Annotated in this window: 17 protein-coding genes and 1 other RNA gene; 7 read left to right on the top strand and 11 right to left on the bottom strand. The window is 49.4% G+C overall.

The features are described from left to right. Positions 1-97 precede the first annotated feature (97 nt). The 3 genes from carB to prmA all read right to left on the bottom strand — a co-directional run bounded on the left by carB (position 98) and on the right by prmA (position 5,173). On the bottom strand, positions 98-3,382 hold the full coding sequence (gene carB, locus PRU_RS05340) for a carbamoyl-phosphate synthase (glutamine-hydrolyzing) large subunit (protein ID WP_013063373.1): 3,285 nt from the start codon (positions 3,380-3,382) through the stop codon (positions 98-100). 159 nt (positions 3,383-3,541) lie between these two features. Further along, positions 3,542-4,051, bottom strand: a complete 510-nt coding sequence (locus PRU_RS05335; RefSeq protein WP_074683752.1) for a hypothetical protein — start codon at positions 4,049-4,051, stop codon at positions 3,542-3,544. 279 nt (positions 4,052-4,330) lie between these two features. Next, complete coding sequence (gene prmA / locus PRU_RS05330; protein ID WP_013063627.1) at positions 4,331-5,173, bottom strand: 50S ribosomal protein L11 methyltransferase; 843 nt, start codon at positions 5,171-5,173, stop codon at positions 4,331-4,333. Between the two features lie 129 nt (positions 5,174-5,302). Between prmA and PRU_RS15235 the strand changes: the two genes are divergently transcribed. The 5 genes from PRU_RS15235 (at position 5,303) to PRU_RS05305 (ending at position 11,759) form a co-directional block, all read left to right on the top strand. Next, entirely contained in the window at positions 5,303-6,298 is a 996-nt protein-coding gene (locus PRU_RS15235) for a hypothetical protein (RefSeq protein ID WP_049769087.1), read from the top strand. A 44-nt stretch (positions 6,299-6,342) separates the two neighbouring features. After that, positions 6,343-7,914 carry an OmpP1/FadL family transporter gene (locus PRU_RS05320; RefSeq protein WP_013064571.1) on the top strand — a complete coding sequence of 524 codons (1,572 nt, stop codon included), beginning with the start codon at positions 6,343-6,345 and terminating at the stop codon, positions 7,912-7,914. Between the two features lie 212 nt (positions 7,915-8,126). Continuing rightward, the gene (locus PRU_RS05315) at positions 8,127-9,728 is read left to right on the top strand and encodes a thiamine pyrophosphate-dependent enzyme (RefSeq protein ID WP_013063959.1); all 1,602 of its coding nucleotides are present in this window, start codon (positions 8,127-8,129) and stop codon (positions 9,726-9,728) included. Between the two features lie 27 nt (positions 9,729-9,755). Beyond that, the gene (locus PRU_RS05310; RefSeq protein WP_013063028.1) at positions 9,756-10,328 is read left to right on the top strand and encodes an indolepyruvate oxidoreductase subunit beta; all 573 of its coding nucleotides are present in this window, start codon (positions 9,756-9,758) and stop codon (positions 10,326-10,328) included. Between the two features lie 120 nt (positions 10,329-10,448). Next, positions 10,449-11,759, top strand: a complete 1,311-nt coding sequence (locus PRU_RS05305) for a pyridoxal phosphate-dependent aminotransferase (protein WP_013065196.1) — start codon at positions 10,449-10,451, stop codon at positions 11,757-11,759. 37 nt (positions 11,760-11,796) lie between these two features. Here PRU_RS05305 and PRU_RS05300 read toward each other — a convergent pair whose 3' ends face one another. The 3 genes from PRU_RS05300 to PRU_RS05290 form a co-directional block, all read right to left on the bottom strand. After that, positions 11,797-12,219: a hypothetical protein gene (locus tag PRU_RS05300; RefSeq protein WP_033150909.1), complete on the bottom strand. Its 423-nt coding sequence runs from the start codon at positions 12,217-12,219 to the stop codon at positions 11,797-11,799. Continuing rightward, the gene (locus PRU_RS05295) at positions 12,219-13,079 is read right to left on the bottom strand and encodes a sigma-70 family RNA polymerase sigma factor (protein ID WP_013064942.1); all 861 of its coding nucleotides are present in this window, start codon (positions 13,077-13,079) and stop codon (positions 12,219-12,221) included. The genes PRU_RS05300 and PRU_RS05295 overlap by 1 nt, the downstream gene beginning before the upstream one ends. Positions 13,080-13,189: 110 nt before the next feature. Beyond that, the gene (locus PRU_RS05290) at positions 13,190-14,683 is read right to left on the bottom strand and encodes a Do family serine endopeptidase (protein WP_013063055.1); all 1,494 of its coding nucleotides are present in this window, start codon (positions 14,681-14,683) and stop codon (positions 13,190-13,192) included. Between the two features lie 299 nt (positions 14,684-14,982). Here PRU_RS05290 and rnpB point away from each other — a divergent pair. Continuing rightward, an RNA gene (gene rnpB, locus PRU_RS15520) (RNase P RNA component class A) lies at positions 14,983-15,357 on the top strand. Positions 15,358-15,368: 11 nt separating this feature from the next. Beyond that, positions 15,369-16,292 carry a YihY/virulence factor BrkB family protein gene (locus tag PRU_RS05285; protein WP_013064569.1) on the top strand — a complete coding sequence of 308 codons (924 nt, stop codon included), beginning with the start codon at positions 15,369-15,371 and terminating at the stop codon, positions 16,290-16,292. Between the two features lie 81 nt (positions 16,293-16,373). Here the strand turns inward: PRU_RS05285 and thrC are convergent, their stop codons facing one another. The 5 genes from thrC to PRU_RS05260 form a co-directional block, all read right to left on the bottom strand. Then, the gene (thrC, locus tag PRU_RS05280; RefSeq protein ID WP_013063816.1) at positions 16,374-17,696 is read right to left on the bottom strand and encodes a threonine synthase; all 1,323 of its coding nucleotides are present in this window, start codon (positions 17,694-17,696) and stop codon (positions 16,374-16,376) included. Positions 17,697-17,770: 74 nt separating this feature from the next. Then, entirely contained in the window at positions 17,771-19,015 is a 1,245-nt protein-coding gene (locus PRU_RS05275; RefSeq protein WP_013064065.1) for a cofactor-independent phosphoglycerate mutase, read from the bottom strand. Between the two features lie 38 nt (positions 19,016-19,053). Then, complete coding sequence (gene thrA, locus PRU_RS05270) at positions 19,054-21,486, bottom strand: bifunctional aspartate kinase/homoserine dehydrogenase I (RefSeq protein WP_013065378.1); 2,433 nt, start codon at positions 21,484-21,486, stop codon at positions 19,054-19,056. Between the two features lie 129 nt (positions 21,487-21,615). Next, positions 21,616-22,362: a peptidoglycan editing factor PgeF gene (gene pgeF / locus PRU_RS05265; protein ID WP_013064826.1), complete on the bottom strand. Its 747-nt coding sequence runs from the start codon at positions 22,360-22,362 to the stop codon at positions 21,616-21,618. A gap of 11 nt (positions 22,363-22,373) precedes the next feature. Next, positions 22,374-23,369 carry a TlpA disulfide reductase family protein gene (locus tag PRU_RS05260; protein ID WP_013064074.1) on the bottom strand — a complete coding sequence of 332 codons (996 nt, stop codon included), beginning with the start codon at positions 23,367-23,369 and terminating at the stop codon, positions 22,374-22,376. Between the last annotated feature and the right edge of the window lie 27 nt (positions 23,370-23,396).

The following is a 23,396-nucleotide window of genomic DNA, read 5'->3' as shown; positions in this document are numbered from 1 at the left end:
ACCATTTATATTGTACTGTCTCTAAAGGCGCAGCAATAATGGTCAATCGTCCGCTCCAGCTCTGCTGGCTTGCAAGGCAAGAATGGTCAATGTTCAATCAATTATTATACTCCTGCCATGATTTGATCTTCACATCATCGATGCTCATAGCGGTAAAGGCCTCGATAAATGCCTTGGCTAAACGCACGTTAGTCATCAAAGGAATGTTATGATCGATGGCACCACGACGGATCTTGTAACCATTGGTAAGCTCGCGACTGGTGTGATTCTTTGGTACATTGATAACCAAACCAACCTTGTGCTGACTGATAAGATCCATCACGTTAATCATTGAACATTGACCATTGACCATTGAACATTCTTCATCGGGCCATGCTACAGCTACAGCCTTTACACCGTTATCGTTAAAGAACTTAGCGGTTCCAGCGGTGGCGTAGATGGTGTAACCCTTCTTGGCCAACTGCTGTGCTGGCTCCAGCAAGCTTACCTTACCCTTGGCGCCACCAGAAGAAATCAGAACGGCATCCTTAGGAATAGAGTAACCGGTTGCGATGAGCGAGTTGAGCAGGGCCTCGTTCAGGTCGTCGCCCAAGCAACCAACCTCACCAGTTGAGCTCATGTCGACACCCAGAACTGGGTCGGCATTCTGCAAACGGGCAAACGAGAACTGACTGGCCTTCACACCAATGCGGTCGATGTCGAACTCACTCTTGTCAGGCTTCTGATAAGGTGCGTCGAGCATGATTTTGGTAGCTGTTTCGATAAAATTACGTTTTAAAATCTTTGACACAAATGGGAATGAACGGCTGGCACGCAGGTTACACTCAATAACCTTAACCTCGCGGTTCTTGGCGAGGAACTGTATGTTGAACGGTCCAGAGATGTTCAATTCGGCTGCAATCTTGTGTGCAATTTTCTTTATCTGACGGATGGTAGAGAAATAGATGTTCTGAGCGGGGAAAACCATCGTGGCGTCGCCCGAGTGAACACCTGCATACTCCACATGTTCAGAGATAGCGTACTCGATTACCTCGCCCTTGTCGGCTACAGCGTCGAATTCTATCTCCTTAGTCTCTGTCATGAACTTAGATACTACTACAGGGAACTCTTTTGATACCTCGGTAGCCATATTCAGGAAGCGTAGCAGCTCTGCTTCGTCGTAACAAACGTTCATGGCGGCACCCGAAAGAACGTACGAAGGACGAACCAGAACGGGGTAACCCACCTTGGCCACAAAATCCTTCACATCGTCGAAACTGGTGAGTGCCTGCCATGCTGGCTGATCGATTCCAAGCTTGTCGAGCATGGCCGAGAACTTGTCGCGGTTCTCAGCGCGGTCGATGTCAACAGGCGAGGTTCCAAGCACGGGAACTCCCTGTCTATGCAATTTCATTGCCAGGTTATTAGGTATCTGACCACCTACTGAAACGATGACACCACGTGGCGACTCGAGATCGATCACATCGAGCACGCGCTCCAACGAAAGTTCGTCGAAATACAAGCGGTCGCACATGTCGTAGTCGGTCGAAACGGTCTCAGGGTTGTAGTTAATCATGATAGATTTGTAACCCAGCTTGCGAGCGGTGTTGATGGCGTTAACCGAACACCAGTCGAACTCAACCGACGAACCGATACGGTAAGCACCCGAACCGAGTACTACCACCGATTTCTCATTATTATAATAATTAATGTCGTGTGCAGCTACATATTTCTCACCCTCGGGATTTCCGAATGCTGGAACATGGGTGTAGGTGAAGTAGAGGTAGTTGGTAAGCTCAGGATGCTCAGAGGCAACTGTTGGGATGCGCTTAACCGATGGCACTACGCCACGCTGCTTACGATACTTGCGAACAGCCAGATTCTCCTTCTCCATATTTCCACCCTGTGGCTTGAGCACGAAGCGGGCAATCTGGAAATCGCTGAAACCGCAACGTTTTACCTCCAGCAGCAGCTCATCGGGCAGTTCCTCAAGCTGATTGTACTTCAACAGCTCGTGCTTCAGGTCGACAATATGCTTCAGGCGCTCCAGGAACCAAACGTCAATCTTGGTAAGCTGCTCGATACGCTCGATGGTGTAGCCCTCTTCGAGAGCCTGAGCGATAGCAAAGATACGCAGGTCGGTTGGGTTAGCCAACTCCTCGTCGAGGTTATCAAACTTGGTGTGGTCGTTGCCCACGAAACCGTGCATGCCCTGACCAATCATACGCAAGCCCTTCTGAATCATCTCCTCGAAGCTGCGACCGATACTCATAATCTCACCAACCGATTTCATCGACGAACCAATCTGACGGCTCACACCAGCAAACTTTGTCAGGTCCCAACGAGGAATCTTACAGATCATATAGTCGAGACTTGGTGCTACATAAGCACTTGATGTAGTGCCCATTTCGCCGATTTGATCGAGTGTATATCCAAGTGCAATCTTGGCAGCAACGAAGGCGAGGGGATAGCCAGTAGCCTTAGATGCCAAAGCCGAAGAACGGCTCAAGCGCGCGTTGATTTCGATGATACGGTAGTCGTTGGTCTCAGCGTTGAATGCGAACTGAATATTGCACTCACCTACAATGCCCAGGTGCTTTACACACTTAATAGTGATTTCCTGCAGCATTTTAACCTGCTCCTCGCGCAGCGAGCAAGTAGGCGCAACTACGATGGATTCGCCAGTATGGATACCCAGTGGGTCGAAATTCTCCATCGAGGCAACGGTAAAGCAACGGTCGTTAGCATCGCGGATGCACTCAAACTCGATTTCTTTCCAGCCCTTCAGACTCTCTTCAACCAGAATCTGTGGAGCGAAAGTAAAGGCCGACTCGGCCAACTCAATGAACTTCTTCTCATCGGGACAGATACCTGAACCCAGACCACCCAGTGCATAAGCCGAACGGATCATGATGGGGAATCCAATCTCGTGAGCTGCCTTCAGGGCATCTTCCATCGACTCTACAGCGTGGCTTACAGGAACCTTCAGATCAACCTCGCCCAGTTTCTTTACAAACAGGTCGCGGTCTTCGGTGTTCATAATGGCTTCTACACTTGTACCAAGTACCTCAACACCATACTCTTTCAGAGTTCCGTTCAAGTAAAGCTCAGTACCGCAGTTAAGCGCGGTCTGTCCACCAAATGCCAAGAGGATGCCGTCGGGGCGCTCCTTCTTGATAATCTCAGTTACGAAGTGTGTATTTACCGGTTGGAAATACACCTTGTCTGCAATACCCTCGCTGGTCTGGATGGTTGCGATGTTAGGGTTTACGAGTACACTCTTGATACCTTCCTCGCGAAGTGCCTTTAGGGCCTGAGAGCCTGAATAGTCAAACTCTCCTGCTTGTCCGATTTTCAGGGCACCTGATCCGAGAACCAGCACCTTTTTCAGTTCTTTTTTCATATTCGTATTGGTTTTTATTTTGAAGATTGCATAAAATCGCTTGCAAAGATACGAAGTTTATTTTAAACTTCCAAAAACAGCGTCTTGTAAAGTGTTAAAAAAAGGGCCCAACTTATTAAAAAGTGAGCCCTTTAGATATAAACTAAATGTTTATGCGTTTTACTCGTAATAAGTAATGGTACGGGTCATTTCCATTTCCTGTCCCATCATACTCATTTTGCGGCTAATCCAGTTACCTTTATCGTCGAACTTATAGTCGGTGAGGGGTACCTCAACATCCTGACCCATCATGTTCATCTTCTGAGCCTTTACCAGTCCGTTCTCGTCGTAAACTAAGACCTGTTTAATCTCCTGACCCATAACGTTTGTGGTCTGGCTGACAAGCTTGCCATTCTCCCAGGTGAACTTAACCTCAGCCTCCTGGCCCTGCATGCTCATCTTGGCGCTCTGAATGTAACCATTCTCGTCGTACTTGGCATCGGTCAGACCGTCCTGCTGCATCTTACCGTCCTCGGTAAAGGTGGTGTTACGTGGCATACCCATCACGGTCATGCTGATTGATTTAACGGCGCCCTTAGCCTCGTTAGCTTCAACGTCGTGGAACTTGGTTTGTGCCTGCATAGTCATAGCCATTGCAAGGGCAGCAATCATCATTGTTAGTTTCTTCATTTCTGAAAAGTTTTAATTGGTTGTACAAAATAGTTGATAAATGAATTATCGGCGACAAAGATAAGGCAAATTTTGCTAACCGCCAAACGAAAATGCGTTTTTCTGCGATTTTTTATAAAACAAAAAGAGGCGAGCATTCACTGCTAGCCTCTTTCGTTAAAAAACTAAATTAATCAACCATAAACCTTAACCATTAAAATCGAGTGCAAAGGTACTGATTAAAAATGTAATCACCAAATGTTTCGGTGTATTCTTAACAATATTTATATTATCTGCATATTAATGCTTCAGTACTAGGCAAGCCCAATCATGGTCGGTAGTCTTCGATACCAACTTTAGTCCGATGGAATGGGCTTTTTCTATCAGAATTTCGCAATCGTCTGAGTAGAAGCCACTTAGGATAAGCAGCGAGTCCTCGTGCATCTTGCTAACAAACATCGGCATGTCGGCCAAAAGGATATTTCTGTTGATGTTAGCCAGCACAATATCGAATTTTTCGTCGATATTTTCGAGTATTTTAGCGTCGCCCAAAAGCGAAGTGAATCGATCGTCAACACGATTAATCACGGCGTTATGGCGGGCATTATCTACGCTCCATTCGTCGATATCGTAACCTACAGCCTCGGTTGCACCCAATTTCAGGGCGCAGATAGAAAGGATACCCGTACCTGTGCCGCAATCCAGCACGCGACCTTTGGCCAACTTCAGCAGCTGGGTACAAATCATACGTGTGGTTTCGTGGGTACCGGTACCAAAGGCCAGCTTGGCATCGATTTCGATCTGTACCTTACTATCCACCTCGGGCAGATGGCGACCGTCGTGAATCACCAGTTGGTCGGCAATCACGATGGGCTCAAAACCCTCCTGTTCCCATTGCTCATTCCAGTCGCGATCCTCGGCCTCGCGTACATTATATATAATAGAGGTACCCTCGAAAGGGAAATCCTCGATACACTCGCGCAGTGCATCTTCATCGAAGAGCGACTGCTGCACATAACCCTTCAAGCCTGTTTCGGTTTCCTCGAAAGTTTCGAAACCAGCCTCGCCAGCAAGCGATGCAAACAGGTCGGCAGCATCGGCCGAATAGGGTGAAATGGTGAATTCTACCTCAAAATACTTCATATAATCGTTAATTTTTGAGGCAAAATTACAAAAATTAGGGAAAATCCTATCATAAGTTAGGGTTTTTCCCTATTTTTGCACCAAAATTCGTTGTATTTTTGCAACGTGAATCATTAAACTTAGAAGAAAATGAAGAAACTGTTACTAATTTCAATGCTGATCGGAGCCATGCCTCTCTCGATGATGGCTCAGGACGACGACCTCTACTTCGTACCAAAGAAGAAGGCACAGGTAGAGCATGTGAAGGATATCGCCCCCGTGGTGGCTCCGCAGTCAAAAGCCAAGAGCAGCTACGAGGTGATTGACGGTGATACTACCAAGTTAGATGTAATCGACTTTACTGATGGAAAGGGTGTTTATCCTGCCGACACGCTAGAGGCTGAGGATTTTGCCCTGACCAAGAACATGGTTCGCTTTGATGACTACGACGTGAGCAGCAATGCTGCTTTCTGGGCTGGTTATCGTGCTGGTTCAAGCACTTGGGGTTGGCACTCACCTTGGTACTACAGTCGTTACGGCTGGTACGATCCCTGGTACTATGGTTCATGGTATAGCAGCGTAATGTGGAACAATCCATACTACCTGAGCTGGTGGGATCCTTACTACTACGGCTGGTACGATCCATATTGGAGCACATGGGGTTGGCCATATTATGGCTACTACGGCTACTACAGCTGGTATTCGCCTTATCGCTACTGGGGTTATCCCTATTACTATGGTGGTGGCGGCGGTGGTCGAACACACTACTACGGTCATACAGGCAATGCCGGTTCTATCGACATCAAGGGCAGCACAGGTCGTCGACCTTCATACCGCAACTCTGTTGCCAACAGCAGTTCGCGTATGGGCAGCCTGAGAGATCGCGCCAGCAGAATGGGTGGCGACCGTGTATATAGCAGCGGTAACACACAGCGCAGCAACTCTGGTAACTTCAGCGGTCGCCGTGGTGGTAACAACTCTAATTATAATTACTCGTCACCAACTCGCTCTAACTCTACTTACAGCAGTCCATCACGCTCAAGCAGCGGTAGCTTTGGCAGCAGCAGTAGCAGTGGTAGCTTCGGAGGTTCTCGTAGCTCTGGTGGCGGTGGCGGCGGTGGTAGCCGTATGGGAGGACGCCGCTGACATTGAACATTGAACATTAATACATTAAACATTATATTGCCATTATGAAGAAGGTTTTATTGGCAGCGATTGCTATGGGCTTAGTTTTGCCAGCAGCTGCACAGGATACATACGAGAGCGCCCGCTTGCTGGGTAGCGATCTGAACGGAACCGCCCGCTATGTAGGTATGGGTGGAGCAATGGAGGCTTTGGGTGCCGATATCTCAACCATGGGTACGAACCCTGCTGGTATCGGACTCTTCCGCCACTCAACAGCCAGTTTGAGTTTCGGCGTGGTTTCGCAGGCCGACGCTAAGGAATTCGACGGACTGAATAAAACCAATATGAGCTTTGATCAGGCTGGTTTTGTTTACTCGGCTCGCGTTAGTCCCACCTCTTTTATTAATGTGGGCTTCAACTACCACAAGAGTAAGAACTTCGACCAGATTCTGTCGGCTGCCAACTCATTGCGCGGTTGCTCACAGAACGGACTCACCTACGAAAAGGCCGCTCGCGGACTTTATGAGTTCGACGAGAACAAGCAAGGCGAAGTGATGGGATGGGAGGGCGACTATCGCTCATACCGCTATAATCAGGCCGACTATATGAACGCCAACGTGTTCCTGCTCGATCCTGATGATCAGTACTTTTATTGGAACGAGGCTGGTGCCTACAGCTTTGATCGTGCCCATCGCGGATGGATTGCCGATTACGACTTCAACCTGAGCGGTAACTACAACGACCGTTTCTTCTGGGGACTGACTGTTGGCGTACAGGATGTACACTATAAGGGTTATTCGGAGTATGCCGAGACCATCCTTGATTCGCAAGGTATTAAAACTGGTTCGCTGGCTTATGGCGACGAGCGTAAGATTACCGGTACTGGTATCAACCTGAAGTTTGGTGCTATCTTCCGTCCTGTCGAGGAGTCGCCATTCCGCATCGGTGCTTACATCCACACACCAACCTGGTACGAGCTTACCTCGAGCAACTCAAGCGCTATGGTTAACAACACCCCTTACGGTTCTTGGGATAAAGGTCAGAGTCAGGAGAGCTACGACTTTGCTTACCACACACCTTGGAAGTTTGGTTTGAGCCTTGGAACCACCATCGGTACCCAGTTTGCTCTGGGTGCAGGTTACGAGTACACCGACTACAGCGCCAGCCAGAACCGCATCATCGATGGTTACGACTATTACGACAATGCCGAGACCTCGAAGGATGTAGCCATGAAGGCCAATACCGAACGTTCGCTCAAGGGTGTATCAACCCTGAAGTTGGGTGCAGAGTACAAGCCCGTTCCCGAAGTAGCATTCCGTGTAGGCTACAACTACATCACCAGCGGTTACAAGATGGATGGTGTTCGCGATATGACTGTCGACAGCCCAGGCACTATGTACGCTTCTACAACCGACTATGTAAACTGGAAGGATACTAATCGCTTTACCTGCGGTGTAGGTTTCAAGGTAGGTAAGATGAACATCGACCTGGCTTACCAGCTGAGCAATACTGATGGTGAGTTCCACCCATTCCAGGACTATCAGAGTCTCGCTTCTTCAACAAGCGTTAGCACAGGTGTTACTAAGGTTAGCAACAAGCGCAGCCAAGGTTTGCTTACCATCGGATACACTTTCTGATAATGTAAAAATGTAACAATTAGAAAATGTAAAAATTGTAAGATTTTAGATTGTAGAAATTAAAAAACTGAAAGTTTATATGAATAAAAATACGGCTTATGCAAATTAAGCCGTATTTTTTTGGCTATTTGCGCAAAAATGCCTACCTTTGCCCCTGATAGATAATATCACATAATTGAAAATCGTAAAATTGTAAAATATAAATTAGTCAGATGAAAAAGCTTTTATTGGGAGACGAGGCTATTGCTCAGGGCGCTATCGATGCTGGTCTGAGCGGTGTATATGCCTATCCCGGCACTCCATCAACGGAGATTACTGAGTATATCCAGGAGTCGGCCATTGCCAAAGAGCGCAACATCCACCGCCGTTGGAGCACTAACGAGAAGACGGCTATGGAGGCTGCACTCGGTATGTCGTATATGGGCAAGAGGGCACTGGTGTGTATGAAACATGTAGGTTTGAACGTTTGTGCCGATCCGTTTGTTAACTCGGCTATGACGGGTACCAACGGTGGTGTTGTGGTTCTGGTAGCCGACGACCCATCGATGCACTCATCGCAGGACGAGCAGGACTCACGTTTCTATGCTAAGTTTGCCATGATTCCAACCTTGGAGCCCAGCTCGCAGCAGGAGGCCTACGATATGATGCAGGAGGCTTTCGATATGTCGGAGAATCTGCACCTGCCCATCCTGATGCGTGTTACCACCCGTATGGCTCACAGTCGTGCCGTAGTTGAGGTGAAAGACGAGGCCCGCCCACAGAACGAGCTTAACTACAATGCCCAGGCTAGTAACTGGGTACTTTTGCCCGCCTTTGCCCGCAAGCGTAATGTAGTAGTAACCGGTCAGCAACCTTTGCTGGAGCAGATGGCTGTTGAGAGCAAATATAACAAGTATATCGATGGCGCCGACCATAAGTTGGGTATCATCGCCAGCGGTATTGCCTACAACTACCTGATGGAGTGCTATCCCGAAGGTTGTCCTTTCCCCGTACTCAAGATTTCGCAGTATCCTATCCCCAAGAAGCTCATCCGACGTATGACCGACGATTGCGAGCAGGTACTGATAGCCGAAGAGGGTCAGCCATTCATCGAGGATCAGGTTCGTGGTGTGATGCCCGGCAACGCTGTCATCAAGGGTCGCTTAACAGGCGAGCTGCCTCGTACAGGCGAGTTGAATCCCGACTTCCTGAAGAAGACACTGGGTCTTGAGAGCAGCGAGAGCTATGCACCTTGCGAGGATGTAACTCCACGTCCACCTGCACTGTGTCAGGGTTGCGGTCACCGCGATGTTTACACCGCCCTGAACGAGGTACTGAAGGAGTATCCCAACGCCCGCGTGTTTGGTGATATCGGTTGCTACACACTGGGATTCCTGCCTCCCTACAAAGCCATCCACAGCTGCGTAGATATGGGTGCATCTATCACAATGGCCAAGGGTGCCAGCGACGCTGGTCAGTGGCCTGCTGTAGCCATCATCGGCGACTCAACCTTTACCCACAGCGGTATGACTGGTTTGCTGGATGCTATCAACGAGAATGCCGACATCACTGTGATTATCAGCGACAACCTGACCACCGCTATGACTGGCGGACAGGATTCGGCTGGTACCAATAAGTTCGAGGCTATCTGTAAGGGACTGGGCCTCTCAGAGGATCACCTCAAGGTGGTTAACCCCATCCCCAAGAACATGCCCGAGATTACAGCAGCCATCCGCGAGGAGATTAACTATCACGGTGTGAGCGTGATTATTCCTCGTCGTGAGTGCATGCAAACGCTGCAGCGCCACCTTAAGCAAAAGAAAGCCAATAAATAATAATAGCAGAAAATAAAAAATAAAACGATGAAAACCGATATAATTCTTTGTGGAGTAGGCGGTCAGGGTATCCTCTCGATTGCTACCATCATAGGCGAGGCTGCCATGAAGGAGAACCTCTATATCAAGCAGGCCGAGGTACACGGTATGAGTCAGCGTGGTGGCGACGTACAGTCGAATCTGCGCATCTCGAGCAACCCCATCAGCAGCGATCTGATTCCGCTGGGTGGTGCCGATGTGATTATCTCGATGGAGCCCATGGAGGCTCTGCGTTATCTGCCATTCTTGGCTAAGGATGGTTGGATTATCACTTCGAGTGCTCCTTTCGTAAATATTCCAAACTATCCTGATATCGAGAAGATTAAGCAGGATTTGGAGAGCGTAAAGAATGTGATTGTGCTGGATATCGAGCAGGCTGCTAAGGATAATGGTGTGCCCCGTTCGGCCAACGTGATTCTGCTGGGTGCAGCCCAGAAAGCCTTGGGTATCGAGTACGATAAGTTAGAGGATGCCATCCGTCGTGTCTTCGCCCGCAAAGGCGATGCCATCGTAGAGGCTAACATCAAAGCCCTCGCCATCGGTAAAGTAGCGCAAAAATGATTAATTAGGCACGGATTAACGCGGCTTTTAATAAATTAAAAGACACGGATTTACTGCGATAAAAACAGCAGTGTCTCTTTGAAAAAGAGCCGTGTTAATCCGTGCCAAAAAATAATTTTTATGGAAACTCCGATTAAAAGAGAAATAGTTGACTCGCTGGTAGCGGAGCTTGGCATTGAGGATTTTGCCAAGGCTACCATCCGCGAGGTGAAGCAGGTAGCTGCTAAGGCCGAGAAAGCGAGTGGGGTAGAGTTCATCAAGATGGAGATGGGTATTCCTGGTTTGCCCGCCGCTCAGGTAGGCGTTGATGCCCAGATAAAAGCCCTCGAAGGTGGCATTGCCCATTCGTATCCCGACATCCAGGGTGCGCCCGTACTCAAGGAGGCTGCTTCGCAGTTTGTAAAAGCCTTTATCGGCGTAGATATCAAACCCGAAGGCTGCGTACCTGTAACAGGTTCGATGCAGGGCACTTTCGCCTCGTTCCTCACCTGCTCGCAGTGCGACAAACAGAAGGATACCGTGCTGTTTATCGACCCAGGATTCCCAGTACAGAAGATGCAGCTGCAGGTAATGGGCGTGAAGTACGAGACTTTCGACGTGTATAACTATCGTGGCGACAAGCTGCGTGGCAAGCTCGAGAGCTACATGAGCAATGGTAACATCTGCGCTATCGTATATTCAAACCCCAACAACCCCTCGTGGATTTGTTTGCGCGAAGAGGAGTTGCAGATTATCGGCGAGCTGGCCACCAAATACGATGCCATCGTGATGGAGGATCTGGCTTACTTTGCTATGGACTTCCGTAAGGATCTCTCGAAACCCTTCGAGGCCCCTTATCAGGCCACAGTAGCCCGTTATACCGATAATTATATGCTGCTCATCTCAGGTTCAAAGGCATTCAGCTATGCTGGCGAGCGTATTGGTGTGGTTTGCATCAGCGATAAGCTGTTCCATCGCCATTTTCCCGATCTGGCTGCCCGTTATCAGGGCCTGCCCTTCGGTCCTGTATTCTCAACCCGTATGCTGTATGCGTTGAGTTCGGGTACCAGTCATAGCGCCCAATATGCAATGGCCGCTATGCTCAAGGCCGCTTACGAGGGTAAGTACGATTTCCGCAAGGAGATTAGCGTATATGGCGAGCGTGCCAAGAAACTGAAGGAAATCTTCTGTCGCCACAATTTCTATGTGGTCTACGATAAGGATTTGGACGAACCCATTGCCGACGGATTCTACTTTACCATTGGTTATCCCGGCATGACATCTGGCCAGTTGGCTAAGGAACTGATGTACTACGGAGTTTCGGCCATCTGCTTGATTACCTGTGGTTCCGAACAGGAAGGCTTGCGAGTATGTACCTCGTTTATCGAGGATCACCAATACGCGCAACTCGAGGAACGCATGAAGGTGTTTGAAATCAATAATCCCCGATAACAAAAAGGCCCCCGCAAATTTGCGAGGGCTTTTTTATTTAATCGTTACTCATATCTACGGCGGTGAACTTAAAGTCCGTTTCGGCTACGTTGCGCACATCGTAGGGTTTCTTGCTCTTAACCAGATATTTGTTCTTCATCTTGGTGTACTTCTTCTCAACCTTCTTGCGGTCAACGTTGGCCACTACCACACAAGTACGGTTGGGCAGGTTGCGCTGATTGGCAAAAAACTCGCGCAGCTGATAGCTGTAGTTATGTCTGCCAGCCAGCATCTGCTTTTTCTTGGTAACCCAAACGCTGTCAACCTTCTGGATATTAGTGAAATATACGGTTGAATCGTTGAACGAAGCAACGAATCCGAACATATACGCATGTGGAACCTTCACATTTTGTGCCTGCACGTTAGCGGTGCCGGCAGCCATCAGCACGATGGCAAGTGTAAGCTGTTTAAATAATCTCATTATCCTAAATATGTCTTTAAAAATTTATTCGCTTTGCTGTTTCTTAGCTTGCGGATAGCCTTTTCTTTTATCTGACGTACGCGTTCACGGGTTAATCCAAACTTGGTACCAATCTCCTCGAGTGTCAGCTCGGGCTGGTTAATGCCGTACGATGCCTCTACCACGTTGCGCTCGCGCTCGTTCAGGGCACTCAGGGCGTTTTGTATCTCCGATTTCAGCGACTCCTCAACCAACTGGTTATCGGCCAGTGGGGCATCGCTGTTGGCCATCACGTCGAGCAAGCTGTTGTCTTCGCCCTCAACAAACGGTGCATCCACACTAATCTGGTGCCCGTTAATGGCCATCGCCTCGTCAATCTTTTCTTGTGGCAAATCCACTTTCTCGGCTATCTCATCTACCGATGGGCGGCGCTCGTTAAGCTGCTCAAATCGGTTTATCTCACGATTGATTTTGTTTACCGATCCCACCTGGTTCAGGGGCAGTCGTACGATACGACTCTGCTCTGAGATGGCCTGCAGAATGCTCTGACGTATCCACCATACGGCATACGAGATGAACTTGAAGCCGCGTGTCTCGTCGAAACGTTCGGCCGCTTTCAGCAATCCTAAATTGCCTTCGTTAATCAGATCGGGCAGCGACAATCCCTGATTCTGATATTGCTTAGCCACAGATACCACGAAACGAAGGTTAGCCTTCGTTAATCGCTCCAACGCTTTAGTGTCTCCTTTTTTTATGCGCTGTGCCAATTCAACCTCTTCCTCAGCCGAGATCATGGTCTCCTTACTAATCTCTTGTAGATACTTTTCCAGAGCCGCACTCTCACGGTTGGTTATAGATTTAGTGATCTTTAGTTGTCTCATCGTGGTAATAATATGTTTAAGTTGGCCGCAAAAGTAAGACTTTTTCCTGAAACAACCAAAAAAAAGCCACGAATTTTAATCATTCGTGGCTCTTTTTTATCTATTTGTGCTTATTCGTTCTGCAGATATACTACAAAACCACCCTTTTTACCTGTTGGGAAGATACCGCGGATAACCAGCATCTGATCCTTAGAGTTGTTGGCCTCCTTCACGGCATTCTGCAGGTCGTCGAAGGTATGCATTGGCTCATCGTTCACGCGCTGGATGATGAATCCCTTTGGTACGCCGGCATCCTTCATCTTTCCGCCGTTAACCTTTACTACCTCCAGACCATAGTTAATCTCCAACTGCTTCTTCTGGGCATCGGTAATGGGTCGGAAGTCGGCACCCAGCACGTCGGTATCAGCATTCTTCACCACCTTGGTGTTGCCCTGCTCGTTCTTCAGTGTAAGAGTAGCGTTGTGGCTCTTCTTGGCGCGCAGATAGGTGATAGCCACCTTGTCGCCTGGGCGCTTCTTGGCCAGCACACCCTGCAGCTCGCCGAACGATGTCACCTTCTTGCCGTCGATAGATGTAATCACGTCGCCTTCCTTCAGTCCGGCAGCCTCGGCAGCACCGTCTTCTACCACCTTAGCCACATAGATACCTTCCATAGTACCCAGGTCGATCTCCTTGCCGTTATCCTTCTGGTTGTCAACGTAGCTCTTCACGTCGCTACCCTGAATACCAATCATGGCGCGCTGTACGTTACCATACTGCTTCAGGTCGTCAACCACCTTGTTCATGATAGCTGTTGGGATAGCGAATCCGTAACCGATGTTAGAACCAGTAGGCGAGGCCAGCATGGCGTTGATACCAACCAGTTCGCCACGGGTATTTACCAGCGCACCACCAGAGTTACCCTGGTTGATGGCGGCATCGGTCTGTATAAAGCTCTCTACGCCGTTGGCACCCAGTGTACGGGCCTTGGCCGAGATGATACCTGCAGTTACAGTGTTGTTAAGTCCGAGTGGGTTACCTACAGCCAGAACCCATTCGCCTACCTTTACATCGTCGCTGTTAGCGATAGCGATAGCAGGCAGGTTCTTACCGTCGATCTTAATCAGCGCCAGGTCGGTGGTCTTGTCGGCACCAATCACGCGAGCCGAATACTCCTTCGAACCCTCGTTCAAGCTAACGGTCAACTCGTCGGCACCATCTACCACGTGGTTGTTGGTTACGATATAACCATCGGCCGAGATAATCACACCCGAACCGGCAGCAGCGCGCTTAGGTGTCTGCACCTGGCGCTGGCGACGGCCACCGTTGCCCTGACCACGACCAAAGAAACCGCCGAATGGATCAGAGAAGAAATCCTCAAACGGATCGCTATACTCAACGGTCTCAATCTTTGAGTTCTGGGTGTTCTTGATGTAAACCACCGCTGGCAGCGCTTTCTCGGCTGCATAGGTAAGGTCTACTGGCTGACCAGCTGGTGCTGCTGGAGCCGATGTAACGATAGGAGCTGGAGCAGTAGCTGCGTTAGAGTTAGCGAATGCTACTACTGAAAGAGTCAAAGCAACAGCGCATACGGCGGGAGTTGCTGCATTTACGATCTTTTTCATATTCTCATTCATTTTTTTAATGTTTTAAATTCTACATTCAGGTTTCCTTTCACGTTTTGATGGTGCAAAAATAAGTGCATTATTTTAAATACTGACAATTTGACGCAAAGATTTGTCCCAATTTAACAATTAGGCATAAAAGCTTAACGAGCATTTGCGATTAACACTCAAAATCTTAAATTACTGACAAATTTAAGTATTTATTATGATTTTAATTGCTTATTTTTAATTATGAGTATAATTTTGTGCATATTATTCGTGATTTATGAATTTTATTGCTAACTTTGCACGCAGAAAACGCACTGCAACGGTTTGTCGCTGGCGCTTCTGAAAGGTCGCGCGAGAGGAAAGTCCGGGCAGCATAAGGCGCTCCACTTCTGAAAGTAGAAGCTATTGGTGACAGTAGGTGCCGGCAGAAGAGAACGACCGCCTCAGTTTTTTGAGGTAAGGGTGAGAAGGTGGTGTAAGAGACCACCAGCCAGCGGGTGATCGTTGGGCTGTGTCGACTGGAGGCTGCAAGTTCATGTATACCATCGTCTGAGGGTTGCCTGCCCAACGACGCAAGTCACGATGGAGGGTAGAACGCTTGAGCCATGGGGTGACTCATGGACTAGATAAATGACAAACGCCATGCCTGCATGGTACAGAACCCGGCTTATAGGGGCAGTGCTTTTTTTTGATAATTATGACACTCAAAAAGATATACCGTACACTTGTTCTCACCATTCGTTTCTTTACTACGAAACGAGTGATGACGCAGGCGTCGGCTCTTACTTACAGCACCTTGCTGGCCATCGTACCCATCCTGGCGGTTATCTTTGCCATTGCCCGCGGCTTTGGTTATAATAAGTATATCGAGATATGGTTTCGCGATGCCTTATCGTCGCAGCCGCAGGTGGCCGATATCCTGACCGACTTTGTCAACAGTTACCTCATCCACACGCAGAGTGGTATCTTCCTGGGTGTGGGCTTGCTGTTTATGCTCTACACGGTGTTGATGCTGGTAAACAATGTTGAGGAAACGTTTAACGAGATATGGCAGGTAAGCAATGCGCGCCCCATTATGCGATCGCTTACCAATTATATGGCCATGTTCTTTGTATTCCCCATCATCATTGTGGTGTCGATGGGTCTTTCCATCTTCATGGCCACCATTGCGCAGCATACCGATGGTGTGGTTATCTTGGGTCGCGCTGTACGCTATCTGCTCGATTTCTCACCTTATCTGCTGCTCTCTCTGCTGTTTGTAGGTCTTTACGTATATATGCCCAATACCGACGTAAAGATTAAAAGCGCCATTGTGCCAGGCATCCTGTCGGGTGTGGCCATGCAGCTGCTGCAGTTGTTCTACATCCACTCGCAGATTTGGGTAACAGGTTACAACGCCATCTACGGATCGTTTGCCGCCCTGCCATTGTTTATGCTGTGGCTGCAGATATCGTGGACCATCTGTTTGTTTGGTGCACAGCTCACGTTTACCAACCAGAATCTGGATCGTATTGGTATCAACCTCGATGAGATTAACATGCATCCGCTGGTTGATATGACCGATGACGAAACAAACGAAGCGGCCAGAGCATTATACTCCGACCGCCTCGATTCACTTTGATTTTTGGCAACGGACTACACGACTTTAGGATTTTTTTCTTAGGATAAATCCAACCTGTTAGTCCTGTTGTCCGTTGCTAAATTATTGATGCATGAGATAATCTTTAAAGTCTGCAAAGTCCTTACTCATGGCCACGCTTTGCTTTTCGCCACGCATAAAGGCAGCCAAGCGCTCAGGTATTTCTACGTCGATGCCCAGAATCTCATCCACCTTCTCCTTAAACTTAGCTGGGTGGGCTGTTTCGCAGAACACACCAACCTCGCCAGCCTGCAGTCCGTCGGCCAAAGCCTGATAGCCGCAAGCACCATGAGGATCCAGGATATAACCCGAAGCTTTGTAGCACTCGCGCATGGTTTCGCGAATCTGCTCGTCGCTATAGGTAGCACCGCTAATCAGCGCGCTAATCTTCTCGTGACTCTTATCGTACAGGTCGTAGATACGGGCAAAGTTCGAAGGATCGCCTACGTCCATCGCATTAGCCAGAGTCTGCTTCGATGGCTTAGGCTCGTATTTGCCAGTCTGCAGATACTTGTAGAAGATATCGTTGGCATTGTTGGCTGCGATGAATCGCTTGATGGGCAGTCCCATCTCATGGCCGAACAGCGCTGCACAGATATTTCCGAAGTTTCCTGATGGCACGCACATCACCAGATTATTTACATTATTACATTTTTCAATTTTTGCATTTTCTTTCATGCGGGCGTAGGCATTAAAGTAGTAGAATGCCTGGGGCAGAAAACGGGCCACGTTGATTGAGTTGGCCGATGTCAGCTTCATGTGCTCGTTCAGTTCGGCATCCATAAAGGCATTCTTTACCAGCGCCTGACAATCGTCGAACACACCATCCACCTCGATAGCGGTGATGTTCTTACCCAGTGTGGTAAACTGGCACTCCTGGATAGGACTTACCTTGCCCTTGGGATACAGCACGTACACGTGGATACCCTCAACACCCAAGAATCCGTTGGCCACAGCCGAACCGGTATCGCCGCTGGTAGCAACCAGCACGTTCACCTGCTTATGACCTGACTCCTGCTTGATGAAGTACTGCAGCAAGCGCGCCATAAAACGGGCACCCACATCCTTAAAGGCGAGGGTAGGACCGTGGAACAACTCCAAGGTGTAAATATTGTCTTTTACGTTCACCACTGGGCAATCGAATGCCAAGGTGTCGTACACAATATCATGCAGGGCATCAGGATCTACATCCTCGCCAAAGAAAGCGCTGGCTACGGTGTAGGCAATCTCCTGAAAACTCATTTTCTCGATGTTGTCGAAAAACTCCTGGGGCAACTTGTTGATACGCTCGGGCATATACAGTCCGCGATCCTCAGCCAGTCCCTTAACTACTGCTTTGTGCAGGTCGGCAATAGGAGCCTTGCCGTTGGTGCTATAGTACTTCATATCTTCGATATTTCGTTAATGTAACAATTTAAAAATTTAATAATGTAAAAATTAATTTTTGCATTTTATCATTTTTACATTTTATCAATGTTCATGAAGGTTTGCATAAACTCTTGGAGTTTTAGCAAACCGAATGAACCACTGACGCAGCTAACTTCGTCGTATTGCTGCACCTCGTCGGGGGCGATGCCTTTGTGCCAAATCAGGAATGGCACGGGCTGACCCACGTGAATGCGCATCTCAACGGGTGTCAGATGGTCGGGCAGTACTGCCAGGCATACGGGCTTGTTCATCTTAAGGATGTGCTCGTAGATGGGCTTGATGAGTCGCTGGTCCAGATACTCGATGGTTTTCAACTTCAGTTCCAGGTCGCCATCATGTCCGGCTTCGTCGCTGGCTTCAACGTGTACAAACACAAAGTCGTCGTGCTCCAGCGCCTCGATTGCTGCCTGCGCCTTTCCCTCGTAATTGGTATCGGCCAAACCGGTAGCACCTTCCACTTCCACAATCTTCAAGCCAGCGTAGTGACCAATACCGCGAATCAAATCCACAGCCGAAATCACCGTACCCGATTTAATCTCTGGGTACTGCTGCATCAGCGTTTCCATCGACGGACGATAACCACCGCTCCAAGGCCAGATGCTGTTAGCCTGTCGCTCGCCCTTAGCGGCCTTAGCCTGATTATAAGGGTGCTTAGGCAGCAGCTCCTGCGATTTCAGAATCAGCTCGTTCAGCAGTTCGGCTGTCTCCTGTGCCTCGGGTATATCAGCCTTTACCAGCAGTGGGCGCCACTCTTCGTTAGGATGATCATGGGGTGGGGCGCAAGTAATATGCTTGTTGCCGCCCTTGATTACCAGCAGGTGGCGATATTGTATGCCCGTAATAAACTTTACGCGCTCGCAGCCCTCCCTTTCATTGATGGGCTTGGCCAGAGTTTCGTTCAGATAGTCAATCAGCAGGCGGGCATCCTCTGTTTCCAGATTACCGCCGTTATGCGTAATAATCTTACCGTCCTGCAGGTTGATAATGTTACAGCGAAGTGCCAGATCGTCGTCGGCCATCTCGTAGCCTATCGAGGCTGCCTCCAGTGGTCCGCGACCCTCGTACACCTTATTCAGGTCGTAACCCAGAATCGCTGTGTTAGCCACCTCGCTGCCAGGAGGAAATCCCTCGGGCACCGTAATCAGTCGCCCGCAGCGTCCCTCCTTTGCCAGTTGGTCCATCATCGGCTTCGCCGCATATTGTAGTAGCGTCTTTCCCCCTAATCTTTCTACGGGCAAATCCGCCATTCCATCTCCAAGTATAATAATGTGTTTCATATCTTAAATTCGTGTTATTCGTGTAATTCGTGCCTAAATTAAATATTCGCGATGCTCATGATGTTGGCGAACACTCCGGCTGCTGTTACGCTGGCGCCGGCACCGTATCCTTGTATCAGCATCGGGTACTCCTTGTAGCGCTCAGTGGTTAGCAGCACGATGTTATTGCTGCCCTCCAGACGATAGAACGGATGGTTGATATCCACCTCGCGCAGCGCCACATTCGTTACGCCATTCTCCATCGTGGCCACAAAACGCCAACGCTTACCCTCGGCCTCCAACTTCTGTCTACGAGCCTCAAAGTCGGCATCTAGTGCAGGCAACTTCTTCCAGAAGTCATCCACGCTGCCCTCAAAGTACTCGTTAGGCACAAACAGGTGCTTCTCTACGTCGGCCTGTTCCACCTTGTAGCCAGCCTCGCGGGTCAGGATCACCAGCTTGCGAACCACGTCGGTACCACTCAGGTCGATACGTGGGTCGGGCTCGCTGTAGCCCTGCTCCTTGGCACGTCGTACCGTCTCCGAGAAAGGCACGTCGGCAGCTATCTCGTTAAAGATAAAGTTCAGCGTACCACTCAGTACAGCCTCGATTTTCAGGATCTTATCACCCGAGTTACGCAGGTCGTTGATGGTGCCGATGATAGGCAGACCAGCGCCCACGTTGGTCTCGTAACGGAACCACACACCACGGTCGCGAGCCGTCTTCTTCAGCTTCATATAGTTAGCGTAATCGCTCGAAGCCGCCAGTTTGTTGGCTGCAATCACGCTGATGTTATGCTCCAGGAACGATTGGTACAGCGCTGCAATATCCTTGCTGGCGGTACAATCCACAAACACGCTATTAAATATGTTCATGCCGATCACCTCGTCGCGTAGGTTCTTACCCTGCGCCTCGGGGGCCTTCAGCAGCTCACGGTAGTTCTCCAGGTCGATGCCATCGCGGTCGTAGATACCAGCCTTCGACGAGGCGATACCCACCACGTTCAACTTCAGTCCGTTGCGCTGCATCAGCGTTTCGTACTGACTGCGAATCTGCTCAATCAGCTTGCCACCCACTGTACCCACACCGCAGATAAACAGGTTAAGCACCTTGTACTCAGAGAGGAAGAACGAGTCGTGCAGCACGTTGAGCGACTTACGCAGGAACTTGCCATCCACTACAAACGAGATGTTGGTCTCCGAAGCACCCTGTGCACAGGCAATCACGCTGATACCGCTACGGCCCAGTGTGCCAAACAGTTTTCCGGCAATACCTGGTGTATGCTTCATGTTCTCGCCCACGATAGCGATGGTGGCCAGTCCGCTCTCGGCATGCATGGGGAACATGGCGCCCGTCTCAATCTCCTTGGCAAACTCGTCGTTCAGCACCTCTACAGCATCGGCAGCATCCTCGTCGCGCACACCGATTGAGGTTGAGTTCTCTGATGATGCCTGCGATACCATGAACACACTGATACCCTTATTGGCCAGCGTGGTAAAAATGCGTCGGTTCACACCAATCACACCCACCATCGACAGTCCGGTAACCGTAATCAGCGTGGTACCCTTAATGCTGCTGATACCCTTAATAGGCTTCTGGTCGTTCTCAATATGATCCTTAATCAGCGTGCCCGGGTGTTCGGGGTTGAATGTATTCTTAACCTTAATGGGAATGTTTTTTACGCAAACGGGGTAGATGGTTGGGGGATAGATTACCTTGGCACCAAAGTTACACAGCTCCATCGCCTCGATGTAGCTCAGTTCGTTAATGGTGTAGGCAGTCTTAATCACACGTGGGTCGGCCGTCATAAAGCCATCCACGTCGGTCCAGATCTCCAGCACCTCGGCATCCAGTGCTGCAGCAATGATGGCGGCTGTGTAATCGCTACCGCCACGTCCCAGGTTAGTGGTCTCGCTGGTGTCCTTATCACGGCTGATAAAGCCAGGTACCACAGCCACCTCGGGCATATCTTTAAACGCCTCGCGAACCAGCTGGTTGGTCAAATCGGCCACCAGACGGTGCTTGCCGTTCTTTTTTTCTGTACGGATAAAGTCGCGACTGTTCATGCGCTTGCCACCCTTAATGAGTGTGGCCACGATGTTCGACGATAAACGCTCGCCGTAACTTACAATCGCATCTTCGGTCTTTTTCGAGAGATCGTGAATCAGATATACGCCATAATAAATGCTCTTCAACTGGTCGAACAGCTGATCCACTTTATTGAATAAATCTACGCGCTTTTTGTCATCGGTAATGATGGTGTCGATCATTTGGTGATGTCGTGTCACCATAGCGTCGAATTCCTCGCGCCACTTGTCGTCACCCTTCAGGGCCATCTGCGATGTGGCAATCAACTTATCGGTGATACCGCCCAGCGCACTAACTACTACTACGACAGGTTGCGTCCGAGCCTCTGTCTCAACGATTTTTTTCAAGCTAAGAATGCTTTTTACGGAACCTACGGACGTTCCGCCGAATTTCAATACTTTCATATTCCTATGCAATTTATCTTGCCTTTAGCGGTACCCTTAAACAAGCAGGGCTTCATCCACTGGCGCTGCAAAGGTAAGTGTTTTTAAGCAAATGGCCAAATTTCTGAAAGAATTTTTAGCCATTTACTTTCATTTTATCATAATTCCCGTATAAATTCTTCCACTTTTTATACCCAGGCGCCTGGCCGAGAAAAATTGGTCGTAGTGCTCGTAGGTACAAACGGCGGCTGTTTCAATGTGTTTTTCATCTACGCCCGTCAGCTGCATATCCAGCGCGTTGGCCTGCCAAAGGTCGATGTGCCACTTGCCGTTACGCTTAAAGGCTATGCGGTTCATGTCGAAATCCGCCTGCGCAAAGGCGTCGTACACCTCGTCGCCCACCTCAAAGGCATCAGGACCGATGCTGGGGCCTATCACTATCTTCAGGTCTTCAGGTTTGGTGCCGTATCGCTGCTGCATGGCCTCGATGGTTTTGCGGCCGATACGTGCCACAGTGCCTCGCCATCCCGCGTGGGCAGCTGCTATCGCGCGCGTGCGTGCATCATACAAAAGTATAGGCACACAGTCGGCTGTTGATACGCCTATGCAGGTACGGGGCAGGGTAGTAATCAGGGCGTCGACACCCTCAAAGCGGTCGCCCAGGTTCTGGGCTGTTACCTCAGCCACCTTCGTGTCGTGTACCTGGCGTGGCAGCACCAGATGCTGGTCGTCTATCTCCAGCATCTGGCACATGTCGCGTCGGCAATCGGCTACGTGCTGCGCATCGTCGTCGGTATACCAGGTAATGTTAAACCCCTGGTAAGGTTCGTCCATATCCACAAAGCCTCGCTCAGTCGAGAAGGCAATGATGTCGTGTTCTTTCTGCAGATGTAGCATGCCGTTGGTTTTTATTCGCCAAAAATCTCCTTCAGTTTGTCCTGCAGTCCCTGTGCACGCAAGCCGCGAGCCACAATCTTACCCTGTGGGTCGATCAGCAGGTTATCAGGAATGCTGTTCACCTCGTACAGTCCCGAAGCCACAGTCTTCCAGCCCTTCAGGTCCGACAGATGTGTCCAAGGCATCTTCAGGTCGGTGATAGCCTTTACCCAAGGCTCCTTTCTGTTGTCGAACGAGAGTCCTACGATGTCAAATCCCTTATCGTGATACTTCTCGTAAGCCTTTACCACGTTAGGCATCTCAGCGCGACAAGGAGCGCACCACGAAGCCCAGAAATCTACCAGCACCCATTTGCCTTTGCCTACGTACTCGCTCAGTTTGTGCATGTTGCCGTCGGTATCGGGCTCCTCCAGGTCGGTAAACTGCTTACCAATGTAGGCAGCCTTCTTGGCTCTGTCGGCCTGCTCAAACTCATACTCCTTGATAGCACTCTGCACGGCGGGGTGATTAGCCCAAACAGGCTTGGTAGCCATCGTCTTCTGCAGCTTCTCCAGTCCGAATTCCTCCAGATACTGCTCCACAAAAGCCACAGGAATCATGGTGTTCACCTCGTCGGTATAAATCTTCTCCAGGCCAGCCTTTACACCCAGTTTGCCGTAGGCCGCATTCATGTCGATATCGTAGCGCACCAGTCGCTCGTTCTGGGCCGATCCAGTTACGGTAGTGTCGTTCAGGTTCACAGTGATAGGTGTACCATCGTTGATAATGGGCATCATCCAGCTAACGCTGCTGTTTCTGATTATCAGCAACGCATTCTTCTCGGCCGAACCGCTAATGCTGAACTTGCCGTTCTCAACCGTAGCGTTCTCCATCTTACGCGCCTGAGCGTCAATCACTACCACCTTGGCGCCATTATCCTTACTCACACCACTGATGGTGTAGTTAACCTGTTGGGCCTTAGCCCCTGCAGCCATCATGATAGCCGCTGCAAATAATACCTTTTTCATAACTTATGTCTTGTTAATACTACTAAT

The sequence above is a fragment of the Xylanibacter ruminicola 23 genome (genome assembly GCF_000025925.1).
GTDB classification, from domain to species: Bacteria; Bacteroidota; Bacteroidia; order Bacteroidales; family Bacteroidaceae; genus Prevotella; species Prevotella ruminicola.
Note: the sequence above shows the minus strand (reverse complement) of the source record. Positions and strands in the feature narration are given on the sequence as shown.